This window comes from Rossellomorea aquimaris (assembly GCF_020171925.1).
GTDB classification, from domain to species: domain Bacteria; phylum Bacillota; class Bacilli; order Bacillales; family Bacillaceae_B; genus Rossellomorea; species Rossellomorea aquimaris_F.
Genome location: NZ_JAIVAR010000003.1, coordinates 542,298 through 558,457 on the forward strand (window position 1 = coordinate 542,298; position 16,160 = coordinate 558,457).

Annotated in this window: 14 protein-coding genes; 8 read left to right on the forward strand and 6 right to left on the reverse strand. The window is 47.0% G+C overall.

Going from position 1 to position 16,160, the window contains the following annotated elements; translation table 11 throughout:
* The first annotated feature begins 50 nt into the window (after positions 1-50).
* Positions 51-1,016, forward strand: a complete 966-nt coding sequence (locus tag LCM10_RS14010; protein WP_224876888.1) for a nuclease-related domain-containing protein — start codon at positions 51-53, stop codon at positions 1,014-1,016.
* A 203-nt stretch (positions 1,017-1,219) separates the two neighbouring features.
* Here LCM10_RS14010 and LCM10_RS14015 read toward each other — a convergent pair whose 3' ends face one another.
* Positions 1,220-2,032 carry a ZIP family metal transporter gene (locus tag LCM10_RS14015; protein WP_224876889.1) on the reverse strand — a complete coding sequence of 271 codons (813 nt, stop codon included), beginning with the start codon at positions 2,030-2,032 and terminating at the stop codon, positions 1,220-1,222.
* Positions 2,033-2,336: 304 nt separating this feature from the next.
* Between LCM10_RS14015 and LCM10_RS14020 the strand changes: the two genes are divergently transcribed.
* From LCM10_RS14020 to LCM10_RS14035, 4 genes are read left to right on the forward strand one after another with little or no spacing between them, the layout of a single operon-like run.
* Positions 2,337-2,726 carry a GntR family transcriptional regulator gene (locus LCM10_RS14020; protein WP_032085489.1) on the forward strand — a complete coding sequence of 130 codons (390 nt, stop codon included), beginning with the start codon at positions 2,337-2,339 and terminating at the stop codon, positions 2,724-2,726.
* Complete coding sequence (locus LCM10_RS14025; protein ID WP_224876890.1) at positions 2,719-3,618, forward strand: ABC transporter ATP-binding protein; 900 nt, start codon at positions 2,719-2,721, stop codon at positions 3,616-3,618. Before LCM10_RS14020 ends, LCM10_RS14025 begins: the two co-directional genes overlap by 8 nt.
* Positions 3,593-5,587, forward strand: a complete 1,995-nt coding sequence (locus tag LCM10_RS14030; protein WP_224876891.1) for a DUF6449 domain-containing protein — start codon at positions 3,593-3,595, stop codon at positions 5,585-5,587. The genes LCM10_RS14025 and LCM10_RS14030 overlap by 26 nt, the downstream gene beginning before the upstream one ends.
* Before the next feature lie 27 nt (positions 5,588-5,614).
* Positions 5,615-6,151: an RNA polymerase sigma factor gene (locus LCM10_RS14035; protein ID WP_224876892.1), complete on the forward strand. Its 537-nt coding sequence runs from the start codon at positions 5,615-5,617 to the stop codon at positions 6,149-6,151.
* Positions 6,152-6,690: 539 nt separating this feature from the next.
* On the opposite strand, the gene LCM10_RS14040 is transcribed toward LCM10_RS14035, so the two are convergent.
* On the reverse strand, positions 6,691-9,435 hold the full coding sequence (locus LCM10_RS14040) for a GTP-binding protein (RefSeq protein ID WP_224876893.1): 2,745 nt from the start codon (positions 9,433-9,435) through the stop codon (positions 6,691-6,693).
* 329 nt (positions 9,436-9,764) lie between these two features.
* The gene (locus LCM10_RS14045) at positions 9,765-10,964 is read right to left on the reverse strand and encodes an MFS transporter (RefSeq protein WP_224876983.1); all 1,200 of its coding nucleotides are present in this window, start codon (positions 10,962-10,964) and stop codon (positions 9,765-9,767) included.
* Between the two features lie 380 nt (positions 10,965-11,344).
* On the opposite strand from LCM10_RS14045, the gene pxpB reads away from it, so the two are divergent.
* From pxpB to LCM10_RS14060, 3 genes are read left to right on the forward strand one after another with little or no spacing between them, the layout of a single operon-like run.
* Complete coding sequence (gene pxpB, locus LCM10_RS14050; RefSeq protein WP_224876894.1) at positions 11,345-12,052, forward strand: 5-oxoprolinase subunit PxpB; 708 nt, start codon at positions 11,345-11,347, stop codon at positions 12,050-12,052.
* On the forward strand, positions 12,049-13,050 hold the full coding sequence (locus tag LCM10_RS14055; protein ID WP_263621496.1) for a biotin-dependent carboxyltransferase family protein: 1,002 nt from the start codon (positions 12,049-12,051) through the stop codon (positions 13,048-13,050). Before pxpB ends, LCM10_RS14055 begins: the two co-directional genes overlap by 4 nt.
* Before the next feature lie 36 nt (positions 13,051-13,086).
* On the forward strand, positions 13,087-14,274 hold the full coding sequence (locus tag LCM10_RS14060) for an NRAMP family divalent metal transporter (protein ID WP_224876895.1): 1,188 nt from the start codon (positions 13,087-13,089) through the stop codon (positions 14,272-14,274).
* 120 nt (positions 14,275-14,394) lie between these two features.
* On the opposite strand, the gene LCM10_RS14065 is transcribed toward LCM10_RS14060, so the two are convergent.
* The 3 genes from LCM10_RS14065 to LCM10_RS14075 form a co-directional block, all read right to left on the reverse strand.
* Complete coding sequence (locus tag LCM10_RS14065) at positions 14,395-14,589, reverse strand: YwbE family protein (protein ID WP_224876896.1); 195 nt, start codon at positions 14,587-14,589, stop codon at positions 14,395-14,397.
* A gap of 325 nt (positions 14,590-14,914) precedes the next feature.
* Complete coding sequence (locus tag LCM10_RS14070; RefSeq protein ID WP_224876985.1) at positions 14,915-15,145, reverse strand: excisionase family DNA-binding protein; 231 nt, start codon at positions 15,143-15,145, stop codon at positions 14,915-14,917.
* Positions 15,146-15,224: 79 nt separating this feature from the next.
* A complete protein-coding gene (locus tag LCM10_RS14075) occupies positions 15,225-16,145 on the reverse strand; it encodes a spermidine synthase (protein ID WP_224876897.1) in 921 nt (306 codons plus the stop codon).
* Positions 16,146-16,160: the final 15 nt, after the last annotated feature.

Below are 16,160 nucleotides of genomic sequence, written 5' to 3' on the forward strand. Positions count from 1 at the left end.
CCTCCTCCCTATGGCGAATAATCCTATATCAACGTTTAAGGAGTGATGGTTTGATACTAAAAGAACGCACAATCCCGATAAAAATACTGGAAAACGAAGCTTTATTGACACGGCTCGACCCATTTCATGAATCCAAGCCCCTGATTGAGCTCGATTTAAAGAAAAGAAAGGCTGGCTTTAACGGTGAAAAAGCAGTAGATTATCATTTGAGCTTTCTGACCGGGAAACATTACTGGCTCTTCTTCGACATCCGCCTACCTCTGGCCCCACATTACTTTCAAATTGATACCATCCTGCTGACTCCTTACTATATTCTCGCCATTGAAGTGAAAAACGTCTCCGGAATCATCAGAATCGACCCTCATATCAAACAATGTACACGGATCTATAAAGACTCACAAGAAGGTTTTATCGATCCCATCTCGCAAGCCCGACGGCAAACGCACTTCCTTCAAAAGTGGTTATCGCTCCATAAGATACCACCACTCCCCATTGAATACCTCGTCGTCATCAGCAATCCATCCACTACCATTGAGTATACCTCCCGCCCTGAAGCACAATCTCCATACCTTAATATCATTCATTCCCAAAGTGTCATCGACCGGATTATACAATTAAACAGTTTATATAAAATGAAGGCTCTGGATGATAAAACACTAAAGAAAATCAAGAAGCTTATTCTCACCCATCACGAAGATATCCCTTCCAAATGCCTGCAAACATATAACCTTAAGAAGGAGGAAATCCTCCCAGGGGTCCAGTGTGAACATTGCGGACACTTACCACTAAAGAGAACCAGAAATTCCTGGCACTGCGATCAATGTTCCAGGCAGTCCCCCGATAGCGTCCTGAAGGCCATAGACGACTATTTCCTATTGGTGGACACCAAACTTACCAGCCGGGAGCTACGAAGGTTCCTTTGCCTCCCCTCCCGTAAAGTGGCGACCGGGATCCTTCAAACAGCGGGCTTGATTCAGAATGGAGCTGGAAAAGGAACTTTTTATACTAAACCATGAAAAGTCTAAAGACACGAACAACGTCAGTCGAGGTCTTCAATACAGCTACTGACATCCGTAAAGGACTTCGCTTTCAGAGCCGTTAGCCGTAAGTTTTCTACCTATGGGGGCTCCAAACAACCGTGGGAAAGAGAAAAAATAAAAACCCTTACTAATTGCCTCCCATGCAAACTAGTAAGGGTTTTACTTTATCCAAACAAACCTCATCCCAACGAAACATCCAAAATCATCATGACGACGAACCCCACCATCAAGCCGAGAGTCGCTAGATCCGTACTTCCTGAAGACTGGGATTCCGGGATCAGTTCCTCGACGACTACGAAGATCATCGCGCCTGCTGCGAATGCCAGTGCATAAGGCAGGATCGGTTGGACGAGGATGACGGCCGCCGCTCCGATGACGGCCGCAATGGGCTCGACGATGGCCGAGAGCTGACCGTAATTGAAGGCCCTGGCCCGTGACATGCCTTCCCCGCGCAATGGGACGGAAAGGGCTGCACCCTCGGGCATATTCTGGATTCCGATCCCGATTGCAAGGCCGAGTGCGCCGATTACCGTTGCATCACCGATTCCGAGGGCCGCTGCACCGAAGGCGACTCCGATTGCCAAGCCTTCAGGGATATTGTGAAGGGTGATGGCCAGGAATAGCAGCGTGGATTTCTTGAATTTTGTTTCTGGACCCTCCGCCTTATCCTGAGCGTTGCCAAGATGCAGGTGGGGAACGACAAAGTCGAGAAGCCTGATAAAGATGCCCCCGAGCAGGAAGCCAATTGCCGGTGCAAGCCACGGAATCTGTCCGTTCTGCTCACTGAACTCTATCGATGGTGCGAGCAGCGACCAGAAAGAAGCCGCAATCATGACCCCGGCCGCAAATCCGAGCATCATATTCATCGTATGCTTTTCAATTTTCGTGAAGAAAAATACGGTGGCCGCCCCGAGCGCAGTCAATCCCCAGGTCATCATGCCGCCAAAAAGCGCCTGAACGGTCGGATTCAAAGCAGTGAACCAATCCATCATATACCCGTTCCTCCCATCTCTATTTCTGATACGTCTATTTTGTACCAAGGAAACTTTCTTCGTCAAAGGAAATGTTTACGTGTAAACTCAACGATTCTGCATTTCTATATATATGACATCCGCTCCAGATTGTGTCTAACCACTTTTTATCCTTCCCTAGAAAGAAAAGAGCTACGCGCTTCAGGATTTCATGAAGAATCCGTTTAATTTTTTTACCAAAAAATGCTTCTAATTTGGAAGAACATGTTATATACTTAACTGTATTAAGACACATAGTACACTGTATACAGTTGGGAGGGTGGATATGTTTGAACTCGATTTAAGAAGCCGTAAGCCCATTTACGAACAGCTGGTTGAAAAGCTCAAGGAACTGATGATCAACGAAGTGCTGAAGCCGGATGAGCAGCTGCCATCTGTGCGAACATTGGCTCAACAGCTGACAATCAATCCAAACACGATCCAGAAAGCGTATAGGGAACTCGAATCGCAAGGATATATTTATTCAGTGAAAGGGAGAGGTAGCTTTGTCAATCCTTCAAGTCACATCCAAAACGCGGAGAAAATCATGAAAGTAAAAGAAGAACTTACAAGACTTTTGTCAGAGGCCCTCTATCTCGGGATCACTGCGGAAGATTTAAAAGAAATGATCGCCGACATCGAGGCATCAGTCGGGGGGAATCAAGCTGATGATTGAGATCAAAGGTGTCAGTAAGGCGTTCGATAAAACCGAAATCATTCATAATATTTCATTTACCATTGAAAAAGGCTCCATTTATGGACTGCTCGGTTCAAATGGTGCCGGCAAGACCACCTTGCTTCGTACGATTGCCGGGATTTTAACGGCCGATGGAGGGGAAATCACGTTGGACGGCCAGCAGATCCATGAAATGACCGCTGTTAAAGAAAAGATTGTTTTTCTTCCCGATCAACCTTTCTTCTTCACTCATTACACACTGAAGCAGATGGGACAGTTTTATCAGAATACGTATAGCCGTTGGGATGAGGAGTATTATCAACAGCTGACGGCATTGTTTGAAATCGATCCACATAAGAAACTTCATAAGTATTCAAAAGGAGTGCAGCGTCAGGCTTCCTTCATTCTTGCCCTGTCCGCAAAGCCCGATGTCCTCGTGCTGGATGAACCGATCGACGGTCTCGACCCTGTCGTACGAAAAAAATTAAAGAACCTGTTGATCACAGAAGTGGCCGAAAGGGATATGACCATCCTGATCTCCTCTCACAACTTGAGAGAAGTCGAGGATATTTGCGATCATATCGCCATCCTTCATCAAGGAAGGTTCTTACTGGAAAAAGAGCTCGATGACCTGAAATCAGGCATCCATAAAATCCAGCTCGCATTCAAGGGAGATATTCCGACTGGACTCCTCGATCAACTGGATGTCCTTCATAAAGAAACAAGGGGCAGCGTCCTATTGTGCATCGTTCGCGGGGAACATGAAGAGGTCGAACGGCTGGTCCGCGCGCATCATCCGGTCATCTTCGACCTGCTGCCGCTGACTTTGGAAGAAATCTTTATCTACGAAATGGGGGATGTTGGATATGCCATCCAAAACATCTTGGATTAATAAGGAACTTATCATACAAATCTTGCGCAATGTCGGCTGGATCGGGATCGTTTATTTTATCGGACTCCTATTCTCCTTGCCGATCGATATTCTTGGTAAACTGACAAATCCGAATGTCATCTATTATAACAGCCTTTATGAGAATCTCTTTAAAATACAGTACCCGATTCAGATGGGACTCTTGTTCTTCATCCCTGTTCTACTGGCGGTGTTTATTTTCCGATTCCTGCACGTGAAACAGGCAGCCGATTTCATTCACAGCCTGCCGATCAGCCGGGGAAGGATCTTTCAGCATACGTTGTTGACGGGTCTTGGGATTCTGCTGATCCCCATTTTACTTAACACTGCATTCCTTTTCATTCTGTACGGAATGACCGAAGTGAATCTTTACATTGATGCAGCGGATATCTTCGCCTGGTCCGGTATCACCATGTTGATGGCCGTACTGTTTTACTTGGCCGGGACATTCATCGCGATGATCACTGGACTTTCAGCCGTGCAGGGTGTATTGACCTATATCCTCCTGCTGCTTCCGGCAGGGCTGTTCCTGTTGATCACATTCAGCCTGCAGCAGCTTCTATTCGGCTTTCCGCAAGACTACTTCTACAATATACAGATTGAGGAGTATTCACCAATCGTGAAAGCAGCGATGCTAGAGAATAAGCTGATTTCATGGTCGGATGCCCTCATCTATTCAGTCATATCGATTTTGTTTTATGGTTTGGCGCTCATTTTATATAAAAAACGGCACATTGAAATGGCTGCCCAGCCAATCGCCTTCAGGTTTCTGCAGCCGATTTTCAAGTACGGTGTCACGTTCTGCTTCATGCTGATCGGTGGTATGTACTTCATCGAACTTCAGGAACAAGCTGGCTGGATCTGGTTCGGGTATATCGTGGGCTCACTGATCGGCTACTATGTCGCTGAGATGATTTTACAAAAGCATTGGAGGGTTTTCCGGAACTGGAAAGGATTTGTCGGTTACCTGGTTGTCATCGGAGCTGCCTCCCTTCTGTTCCATTTCGATCTATTTCAATACGAAAAGAAAGTCCCTGAAGCAAGCGCGATCAAGGAAGCCTATGTCGGATACAGCTACTATGACCTATTCGGCAGTGATTTAATGTACACAAGCGAGGACGGAATCACTGATTTCAGGCGAGATCCGATGATGAAATCAGATGAAACGATCGAAGCGATCCGTAACCTGCACAAAGGGATCATCGATTTGGGTAAAATGCCGATCGGCTATAACTATGAATTGATGCCTGCCTTCTTTTATTACAAATTAGAAGACGGAACCACCATCGCTCGAAGCTATCAAGTAAAACAAGGTACGCTGGATCAGTACTACTCCGATTTATATGAAACGAAGGAGTACAAGGAAGCATCCAACGACATCTTCCAAATCAATGAGGATCAAATCGACAAATTGACGCTTCATAAGGAATTTGCTGCCGGTAGGACCTTATCGATCGTCGACCCTGAAGACATCAAGGAAGCAATCGGAATCCTGAAACAGGAAATTTATAATGAAACGTTCAAAGATCAAAACAGATTGAACTCATATTCCATTGAAGTGCTTTTATCCAATAATAAACGCACAAGCATCAGTGTCCGCAACTCCTATGATGAGTTTGAAAAGTGGCTTCGCGCCAAGGGATATCTCGAAAAAATCAAAACGACTTCCGATGATATTGACTGGATTTACATCCTGGACAAAAACGACCATATCCGGGAGTTGAACAAGGGCAAATACCCAGGTGACATCTTCCCTGAACTAAAAAAACAGGGAACGGGGCTTGAGATCAAGGACAAGGATAAAGTAGAAGAAGTTATCGAGAACCTCAGCTACGACAGAGAGAACATCCCTTACCTTGTCGGCATCAAATACAGCGGCCAATCTTATGTCGATGTGATGGGTCTTACTGAAGAAAACGCCCCTTCTTTTGTAAAAAAAGCCTTTGAATAATCTTAGAAACGAACGAGGTGATAACCTTTGAGTGCAAAACTCATACACATTGAATCTCCAACATTTGAAGATGTGTATCATCAATTTCACCGATTAATCTATCATATCGCCTATAAATTGACGAAGGACGCCCATCTTTCAGAAGATATCGTCCAGGAAACGTTCATGAAGGCGTACCGTAAATGGGATACTCTGATTGATTTCAGGAAGATCCAGGCGTGGCTGTCATGCATCGCCAACCGGACAGCCATCGACTTCATCCGGAAAGAATCGAAGCGTCGGGAGGACCCTGTCGATGATCATGGAGACTATGATTCTCCGTTTATCGCACATTCCTGTGGAATGGTAGAATCCGAACTCGATCTTCACTTATTGGAAGAAGAGATTGAAGCGGGAATCAGGATGCTCCCTGCCTCCCAGCAAGAAGTCCTTCGTTTAAAGGCGATTCAGGGACTGAGCGACAAGGAAATCGCTCAGAAACTCGACCTCAATCCGGCAACGGTCAAAACCCGTTATCACCGTGCGAGGAAACAATTGAATGGTTTATTGAATAAATCCGCTTGAATGGATGAATTCTGATACGTTACCCCCGGAGAGAATGGTGCTCCGGGGGTTTTTTGATGATGATTGTGATGATGATCGTGGATGTTTTGGTTTTGGCCGGTGATCCCTGTGAAAAAGTACGGTAATCTCTGTGATGATCGTGAATCTTTTAGTTTTGGCCCTGTGCCCCTTGTGAAAATGCACGGTATTCTCTGCGATGATCGTGAATGCTTAGTCTTGCCCGGTAATCTCCGCGAAAATCTACGGTTATCTCTGAAAAAATCGTTAATCTTTTAGTTTTGCCTGGTAATCTTTCGAAAACTGGGCTTTTTCTTTCAGTTTCGGGGTGAAATCTTCGAGTTTATCGGTATAATCTTCGAGTTTTACGATTAATTCCGTCACTTACCAAAATTAACCACAAACAACCTCGAACAACACCCGCCGTCTCACGCCACTCAGCCCTCACCCCTCACCCCTCACCAAACTCACTCAACTCCCTCCTCCCAAAAAATCAAAAAAGCCGATCCACCAACGGCGAATCGACTTTTCCCTTATTTATCTCAGTACGACGGGCGTGTACTTGCCTTCCCGGCCTTCATTCGATATTCATCTTGAAGCAGCTTCACTTCAAACAATCTGATCGGATCGAAGTAACGTTCCGGATTCTCCTTCATTTTCCTTAAGGATTCTTCGTCGGTCGCTACCTCCCGTTCCGTGTCTGCAATTGTGAGGTGGAGCTGGCGGAACGGTTCTGCGAAGAAGGATTGTACGTCCTGGTCCAATGACTTTTCAAACAAGTCGAACGGAACGAAGAACTTGTTCATGATGGATTGGGCCGTTTCGGAATAATCCTCGTTTTCCACATAACGCTTGTATTGTGTGTACAGCAGATTCTTGTTCTGCGGGATGTTTCCGAACAGTTTACCGGCACTCTTCAGCAGGAATTGACCGGGCTTGAACTTGAGGAGGATGTTTTCCTTATCGACCTGGGCCCTCGTTCCCATCCGGCTTACATCCCTTCTCCAGTCATCGATCACTTGGAAGTCGCATTGAAGGACCACCTTGTCTTGACCGAATAATTGGTTGAAGGTTGTGCTCATTTCATGTAAGTAATCCTGACCGTCCTCTAGCTCCTGCCTTGAAGACTGAAGCCAGCTTTCCAATGAGTCCATATAGCGAGGCATGAGATCTTCGTTGACATACGTTTGGATCCTATCGTTCATCGCCTCATTCAATTCGTTGTGAATTTGTCTGAAGTCACTGTCTTCCGTAATCAGTTCCCCGCATCCCTTCAGGATTTCAGGGATCTTTTTCGAGATTTCTTTTCTCATCTCTTCTTTCTGTTTACGGAAAGAGTCCTTTATCCCTTTGGTCTTGTCGGCTTGCATGTCTTCGAGGTACGTATGGAAGCCGTTCAGGCGAACTAGGATGTCTTTGTTTTTCTCAATCGCGTCCTTTAATCCAAGCTCTTGATTCTTACGCTTCGAGAATAGATCTTTCAGCGTTTTTCTTACAAGATAGAATAATTTCATCCTGCGTTCGTATTTGAGCTCGCCGGAATGAAGGGTGTAATAGTCCTTGATTAACGCTTCGACGTCCCTTTTCTGCAGGTGTACCGCTTCAAGGGATGAATACGGAAGGACTTCGGCGTCCGGGAACCATTCCCGAGCCGTGCTACGGACGGAATCAATGATTTCTTCGGAGTGGCCAGCATGGGCGATTTTGTCCATTTTATTAAGCAGGAAATGGACATTCACGGGCTGACCGATTTCCGTCAATGCCCTTAGTGTCTTGCGGTCTTCGGCATTGAAGGGTGATTCTGCGTTCAATACGTAAAGAAGGCCGTCCGCAGCTGGATAGAAGGAAGCAAGGTCCTTCAAGCCCCTGCTGTCCGCCTGGACGTCGATGAGTGCTTGCCCATTTTTCTGAAGAAAATCAGAAGGCAGTCTATACTCGACGAACGCATCCCGTTCCATGAGCGCTTCAAAATCGGCAATGCTCTCTACCGGACCTTCCCCTCGGTCATGGATTTCCGTCACTTCCACCTGGTTGTGATGGTATCGGTATACAACAGTGGAGTGTTCTGCTTCCCCGACACTTTCCCCAAGGACAGACTGGACGAATGATGATTTCCCGCTGGATTCGCTTCCCGCCACCACTAGATATTGCTGGCTTGTATCAAGCAGCTGTTCGGCGATCCATGTGGTCTTGAATGAGACCGGTGCACCATTCTTCTCGGACCAATCAATGATTTTCGTAAGAAGGATGAGTGTTTCCTCCATGTTGAAAGCAGGATATTCCCCCTGAATGAGCAGATTCTCCGCTTCTTCAACGACCATTGGTTCCATCGAGTAAGAGAAAGCATCATTCCACGCCATTACAGCCGATGCGGACAGAAGGGGATTTTCCTGCTTACTGATTTTCAGCCAATTGGTCAGCAGTACAGGCATGACCCCTTCGATTTCTTTTACAAGGTATCCATTCTCAAGGAAGTGAAGGTACGCTTGTTGGAACTGGGATGAAATAGCTTCCCAGCGCTCACCAGGCTCGACTTCTACATATTGGAAGATCGTATTGGCGGTATTCACCCAATCGATATGAGTTGAAGGGACCTCCCTGTACGTTTGCCACAGGCTCTCGATGAGATTCCTGAAGATCTCCCTATCGCTTTCATAGATTGTAATCAGAACATCATAAAAATAGTTGGGTGTGAATGTTGAGGTATACCCCTTATCGGCGTATTCCAATAGGGACTGGAACCATGTGCGCTCCCCTGTCCGGATGGACTCCTTCACAGCCAGTCCGACGGCACTTTCCCAATCCTGTTGCTCTTCATAGAAGGATTTCGCAAGTTGTGCCACAAGCGGATAATCGGGATCGGTCGCGAGTGCCTTCTCGATGATCCTGTATGCGGACTTGAGCTTATCCCTTTCGATATACAGGTGGAAAAGCTGTAAGGAAATTTCCATCGTCAATACCGTGCTCTCGGTCGTGATCGCCGTGTAGACATCCTCCGCCGCTGACAGCATGCCGAGCGCATAATACGAATCCGCTATATTCTTCTTCGCCCACGATCCGAGCTCATCCGAGATGCTCTCCCATTTGAAGATCGCCGCTTCATAATCTTTACTGTGAAAATACACCTCACCCTGGGCATACCGGATGTATGTCAGGTCATAAGGTTCATTCTTCTGCTCTTCGACAAACGCCTCACCCAATATTTCGATCGGATGAACGGTCGACTCCTGTTCTATTAAAAACGTTTCATAATAGGACTTTTCCATCAATAATTTTTCTTCTACCATAATGTCCTCCGTTATTTGTGAATCGCTTCCCGATTCACAGACTTTTCTATGGCTATCATTCTATCAGAATTTCGACAAGATAAAATTTCATTTCGTTTTCATTTTTCAAATGATTCTTTATGCCGTGATTCTTTCTTCACACAATCATTACACAAGAAAGGACTATCCATTACGAAAAGGCTATACCCTTTAAGATAATAGATAGTCCTTATGATTTACCCCCTTTTCTGGAGGCGTAAACGATGAGATGGCACCATCACTCATGATAACAGGGGTGCAAATCTCATCAATCGATTTTCCGAAGTGCAATGGGTCCACTTACAGGCCGGTTACGCCTGACGGGCCTCGCCGATCCGCTTCCTTTTTTGCTGCTTCCTGCCTTCAAGGACTGCCACGACAAAGGCAAGGACAAGGAACAAGCTCGAGATCTGGAATAGGACGCCAATCTCGACGAACTGCGCCATGACTCCGAACACAAGGCCACTCAAGCCGATGCCAAGGTCGATGGATGAGAAGAACATCCCGTTCGCCACTCCCCTGCGGTTATCGGGCGTCATGGATAGGGTCCACGATTGGAGCGTCGGGATCAGCGAACCGAATCCGACTCCGAATAGAATGCCCGCTACGGCGATGAGTACGTCCGAATGGGCGAATGACAGTACCCACATCCCGATGAACGTAACCGCGATACAGAACAAGACAAGCCCCTTGGGTCCATGTTCATCAAACCATTTCCCTGCAACGGGTCTTGAGATGGAAGCCATGATGGCATTGAAAAGGTAAAATAAAAAGATATGCTGAATACCGCGTTCTTCACCGAAGATCACGATGAACGTGACAATCGTTCCATATCCAAACGTGACCATGATCGTGATGAAAGCGGGAAACCAGCTTGATTTCTCTATGAGTGATCCAAGATAGGAAAACTTCAGATCTTCTTTCTTCGTTTCTTTCACCATTTCGGGCGTCTGATACCGCACAAGCGACAACAACAATATCGCAATCGCCCCAAGTATGCCGGACGTGATGATCAAGTTCGTGAAAGTGGTTACCTGAAACAAGTAGATTCCAAGACTTGGAGCGATGATCATCCCAATCGTTATGGACAATCCGTAATACCCCATTCCTTCACCGAGCCTCGACTTCGGCACAACATCCACGGCAGCCGTTCCATTGACCGTCGTCGACCATCCCCAAGCCAACCCGTGCACGAGCCTGAACAGCAAGAAAATCACGACCACGCTCGATAATGGGTACACAACGGTAATGAGGAGCAAGGATACTACGCCGATGATGACCAAGGGCTTCCTTTCCCGATATTCGAGCATGAAACCGATGAACGGCCTGCTTAGCACCGCACCGATTGAAAATAACGTCGTCACCAGACCGATTTCAAGTCCTGACGCTCCCAGTGATTTAATATAAGGAGGAAGTGTCGGGATCAACATTTGAAATGACATGAATACAAACAGATTTCCAACCATCAACATAATAAAGGACCTTGTCCAGAGAGGTTCTTTCACCTTCATCACCGGAAATCCCCCTTTCACTTATCTATATTTCTTACAATCTTCATTTATTTCGGATTACTAAATAATAGCACACTATACGTAAAAGATACACGATTTCATTCGAGAGAATCCTGTCATTTTCTAGAAATATCCCAATCTTCTTTCCGGACCGGATCCCTGCCTGAAGATATGTCGTTATGCGTATAGAGGTGTGGAAAAGAGACTCCCTTATTCCGGACCAATCCTCTCTCCCGCGGAATTCCCGTTGAAAAGTTCTGAATTTATACTATAATAGACAACATGACCAAAAGTTCAGAAAAATCCGTACATACTGTTCAATTCTGTATTTTTATTTACTTTTAAATATAAATATACATAACCAAAAAGGAGGAGACATCATGAACCACACCCTGCGTCCTTTAGGCGACAGTGCCGTAGTCATTCAATTAGGGGATTCAATCGAGTTGAATACCCATGAAAAGGTAAAGAATGTAACGGCATTTTTTGAAAAAAATCCACAGGATTGGCTCTTGGAAGTGATCCCCGCCTTTACAACGGTCACACTCTATTACGATCCGATTGCCATATTGCAACAAACCCCACACGAACTTCCCTATGAAGGGATTTGTTCCGTCCTGAACGATATGCTGTCCGGCGAGATCAAGGGAGATTCCTCGTCTGAGAGGATCATCGAGATCCCTGTCTGTTATGGCGGTGAGTTCGGACCGGATTTAGAAGAAGTTGCGCGCATCAACGGTTTGACAACCGAAGAGGTCATCACGAAGCACAGCAATGGGGATTATCTCGTTTATATGATCGGCTTTGCGCCGGGCTTTCCTTATGTAGGAGGATTGGATCCCGCTTTAGCGACCCCGCGTAGGGAATCGCCACGCTTGAAGATCCCTGCCGGATCCGTCGGCATCGCCGGGGAGCAGACAGGCGTATACCCGATTGAAACCCCTGGTGGATGGCAGCTGATCGGCCGGACCCCCCTATCGTTATTTCAGCCTGAGCTTGATACCCCAAGCCTGCTCCAAGCCGGGGACAGAATAAAATTCATCCCTATTTCAGAAGAAGAATTTAAAAACTGGGAGGAATCATCATGATCAACATACTAAAGGCTGGCCTCCTTACCACTGTCCAGGATCTTGGACGATACGGCTATCAGAAGTTCGGCGTCATCGTCAGCGGCAGCATGGATCCGATTGCCCACCGCATTTCGAACTGGCTGGTCGGTAATGACGAGAACCATGCCGTCCTTGAAATGACCCTGACCGGACCCCTACTTGAGTTTCAGGAAAATAGCTTGATCTCCATCTGCGGAGGTGACCTTTCCCCCACGATAAACGGAGATCCTGTCCCTCTTTGGCGTTCGGTCTTGGTGAAGAAGGGCAGCACCTTGAAGTTCGGTCGATGCAAAAGCGGCTCCCGTGCTTACCTTGCCGTGGCAGGGGGGATCGATGTGCCGCTGGTCATGGGTAGCCGGTCTACCTATATGCGTGCCGGAATCGGTGGATATGGGGGACGACCTATTAAAGAAGGCGATCTCCTAAAGCACGGAGCACTTCAGAGAGATTCCCTCGACATGGTCGACTATCTGACTCCTTACCTGGAAGATCGCGATTTCACGGAAATAGACTGGTCGATTTCTTCCGAATTCATTTCCATCCATCAAAGGGAAAAGGCAGTCAGGGTCATTGCAGGGCCGGAGTTCGATTTCTTTTCAGAGGAAAGCCGGCAAGCTTTCGTTGATCAGCCATTTAAAATTTCACCCCAATCGGACCGGATGGGTTATCGACTCGAAGGAAATCCACTTGTCCTCCAGGAAGAGATGAATATGATTTCAGAAGCCGTCACCTTTGGGACGATCCAGGTGCCCTCTGATGGGAAACCGATCATCCTCTTAGCCGACAGGCAAACGACCGGAGGGTACCCGCGGATCGGCCAGGTCGCTTCCATCGACCTGCCTCTAGTCGCACAAGCAAAACCGGGAGAAGAACTTTCCTTCAGCCTCATCACGAGGGAAGAAGCGCAAAAGCTTCTCATCGAAAGGGAATATCAGCTTCGCCACCTGAAGCAGGGCATCGCCTTGAAGATCAAATAATCCTATCAAAGAATCTACATCAAAGGAGAGAATTCAATGAAAAAATCCAACCTCAGCGTACTGCTGGGTGCCGCCTTCCTGATGGCCACCTCAGCAATCGGACCTGGGTTCCTTACCCAGACCACGGTCTTCACCGAGAAACTGGCGGCGAGCTTCGGTTTCGTCATCCTCGTTTCCATCATCATCGATATCGGGGCTCAACTAAACATCTGGCGAATCATCGCCATTTCTGAAAAAAGGGCACAGGACATCGCGAATGACATCCTGCCCGGCCTCGGCTATTTCCTGGCCTTCTTAATCGTTGCGGGCGGCCTCGCCTTCAATATCGGAAACATCGCGGGAGCAGGTCTTGGTACCAATGTGTTATTCGGCATCTCACCTGAAATGGGTGCCTTATTCAGCGGCCTTGTCGCCATCGGGATCTTCCTTGTGAAAGAAGCAGGCAGACTGATGGACAAGTTCGCGCAAATACTTGGATTCCTGATGATCCTCTTAACGGTTTACGTAATGTTCACGTCGAACCCGCCTGTCGGGGAAGCCGTCACGAAGACATTCGCACCCGATACCATCGACTTTATGGCCATCATCACCCTTGTAGGGGGAACCGTCGGTGGATACATTACGTTCGCCGGTGGACACCGTTTACTGGAAGCAGGCATCACCGGTAAGGACGCCCTTCCGCAAATCACGAAGAGTTCGGTTTCAGCAATCGGGATCGCCTCGATCATGCGCATCTTCCTTTTCCTTGCATCGCTTGGAATCGTCGCACAGGGGCTCCAGATCGACCCATCCAACCCGCCGGCATCCGTCTTTAACCTTGCTGCCGGAAACATCGGATACAAAATGTTCGGGATCGTCATGTGGTCGGCCGCCGTGTCTTCGGTCGTCGGAGCGGCTTATACATCCGTTTCCTTCATCCGTACATTCAGCCCGCTGCTCGAGAAATACCACAAGTGGCTCATCATCGGTTTCATCGCCGTATCCACACTTGTGTTCTCTCTCATCGGTAAGCCGGTCGCCGTCATGATCCTTGTCGGTTCACTGAACGGGCTCATCCTGCCGATTGCCCTCGGCGTCATGCTGATCGCTGCTTACAAGACGAAAATCGTCGGCGATTACAAGCACCCGATGTGGATGACCATCTTCGGTCTGCTCATCGTCGTTGCGATGTCATATATGGGAATTTACACGATGATCAACGAACTTCCTAAATTGTTTGGATAATATAGAAATGCCCCACACCCTGCATGGGTTTGGGGCATTTTTGTTATACTGGGATACGCAAAATAAAAGAAGGACTGTCCTTTAGTTAACTAAAGGACAGTCCTTCTTTACTGGCAACGGTTACGACAGGATGTTCTTCACTCTTCCGACTTGTCCATCTTCAAGCCTCACTTTGATACCGTGAGGATGATTGGCCGAATTCGTCAGGATGTCCTTTACCACGCCCTGCGTCAGCCGGCCTGTCCGCTGATCTTTTTTTAGTACGATTTCTACTTGTAAACCTGGTTTGATATTTGCTCGCTGTTGACCGTTCATGGGATTCTCCTAACTTGGTTATGGTTTGTCGGTGGTTTTGGATTTTTGTGATGGGGGTTTGGGGTTGAAATTGATGACGGTTTAAGAAGATGTACAATTATCGGATCTTGGCAATTCATCGGTTTTCGGTGCAATTACTCCATTTCTGGTACAATTCATCGTAAAACCCTCTCCACATTTCGGTCCAATGAGATCTTACCCCGTCATCCTCACCTGAAAAGTAATCCCATTCGCTGAAATTCCGTGCATACGAAACTTTCCATCCTGGAATTCTCCACAAAAAATTCAATCTGAAACACCAACCCCTGTGTTCACCCTCAACTCCTCAATCCTCGTCCTTTATATCCGGATCTTCCGGAATGGGTTCGTTCAAGTATTCCGCCAGCTGCTTCTTTGCTTTTTCGATTTGCTCGAGATGCTGATTGAATTGTTCACGATATACCAGGAATTGCTCGCCGTCGTGGACAGCCCTGATTTTATTTTCGTGAACGAGCGCTTCTATATAGGATTCTGGAAGGGATAAATAGTCTGCTGTTTCTGCTATTGTGAGATACATTTCGCTTCCCTCTATTAACTCTTTCATCTAGTTTCCCACTATTATATCATAGTCGGCAAAGTTGACATGAACTCTTCCCTTATATGTTCTCTTGTTTGAAAATGTGGTGCAGGATCAGGTTCGATGCAGAATTGACGGTCGCCCCTTTTTTGTACTCTTCATAGTAGGGGGCGAATGAGAATAGAGTCGATAATTGCTTGGGAAGGGTGCGATGAGGGACGGCAACCGGGTTGAACTTCAATGATATTGATGTCTTCGCCGCCATCTGGAAGCCCCAGTCACCGAAGGATGGGATGATGGTATGATAGGCTTGCGTATGGAATCCTGCATGGGCAAGGGTCATTCCGATGCTCCAGAACACGGTCGGTGTCGCATCCAAGGCGTTGGATTGACAAACGATCAGTCCATGGTCACTCAATGATGCATGCAGCTGTCGAAACAATTCCCGTGTATAAAGGCTTGCCAGCAGTTCATTGGTGGGATCGGGAAAATCAATGATCATTAAATCATATACCTTTTCGTTTCGTTCAATGAACTGCTTGGCATCTTCAATATGCGTTCTTACCCTTTTATCAAAAAAAGACCGTTCATTCAGTTTAACCAAAACAGGGACCTTCTTGGCAAGGGATACCACCTTCCCGTCAATATCGACTAAATCCACTTCTTCGACACTCTCGTATTTCAGGATTTCCCGAAGGGCGAGCCCGTCCCCTCCACCAAGGACCAAGACCGATCGTATCGGCCTGCCAAGTGCAAATGGCACATGCACAAAGGCTTCGTGATAGATCCTTTCATCCAGTGAACTGAACTGCAGCTGTTCATTTAGGTACAACCTGATATCCTCTGCTCGAATGACCTGAATATCTTGAAATTTACTCTTCCCTTTATAAAGACCATCATGTTCCCCGGCCAATAGCTCCTTTAGGCCGATCCTGTCCCATTCATCACCGTATAATTCCAGTTCCTTTGCCGACTGACGCCCATTCTTTTCTTTCGCCACTGATGTTCACATCCT

What these genes read in the sequence shown, in the direction of transcription:
- LCM10_RS14065 (WP_224876896.1), bottom strand. Translation starts at nt 14,589, where the DNA reads ATGAACGGTCAACAGCGAGCAAATATCAAACCAGGTTTACAAGTAGAA.
- LCM10_RS14070 (WP_224876985.1), bottom strand. Translation starts at nt 15,145, where the DNA reads ATGTATCTCACAATAGCAGAAACAGCAGACTATTTATCCCTTCCAGAA.
- LCM10_RS14015 (WP_224876889.1), bottom strand. Translation starts at nt 2,032, where the DNA reads ATGATGGATTGGTTCACTGCTTTGAATCCGACCGTTCAGGCGCTTTTT.
- LCM10_RS14025 (WP_224876890.1), top strand. Translation starts at nt 2,719, where the DNA reads ATGATTGAGATCAAAGGTGTCAGTAAGGCGTTCGATAAAACCGAAATC.
- LCM10_RS14055 (WP_263621496.1), top strand. Translation starts at nt 12,049, where the DNA reads ATGATCAACATACTAAAGGCTGGCCTCCTTACCACTGTCCAGGATCTT.
- LCM10_RS14045 (WP_224876983.1), bottom strand. Translation starts at nt 10,964, where the DNA reads ATGAAGGTGAAAGAACCTCTCTGGACAAGGTCCTTTATTATGTTGATG.
- LCM10_RS14040 (WP_224876893.1), bottom strand. Translation starts at nt 9,435, where the DNA reads ATGGTAGAAGAAAAATTATTGATGGAAAAGTCCTATTATGAAACGTTT.
- pxpB (WP_224876894.1), top strand. Translation starts at nt 11,345, where the DNA reads ATGAACCACACCCTGCGTCCTTTAGGCGACAGTGCCGTAGTCATTCAA.
- LCM10_RS14030 (WP_224876891.1), top strand. Translation starts at nt 3,593, where the DNA reads ATGCCATCCAAAACATCTTGGATTAATAAGGAACTTATCATACAAATC.
- LCM10_RS14060 (WP_224876895.1), top strand. Translation starts at nt 13,087, where the DNA reads ATGAAAAAATCCAACCTCAGCGTACTGCTGGGTGCCGCCTTCCTGATG.
- LCM10_RS14020 (WP_032085489.1), top strand. Translation starts at nt 2,337, where the DNA reads ATGTTTGAACTCGATTTAAGAAGCCGTAAGCCCATTTACGAACAGCTG.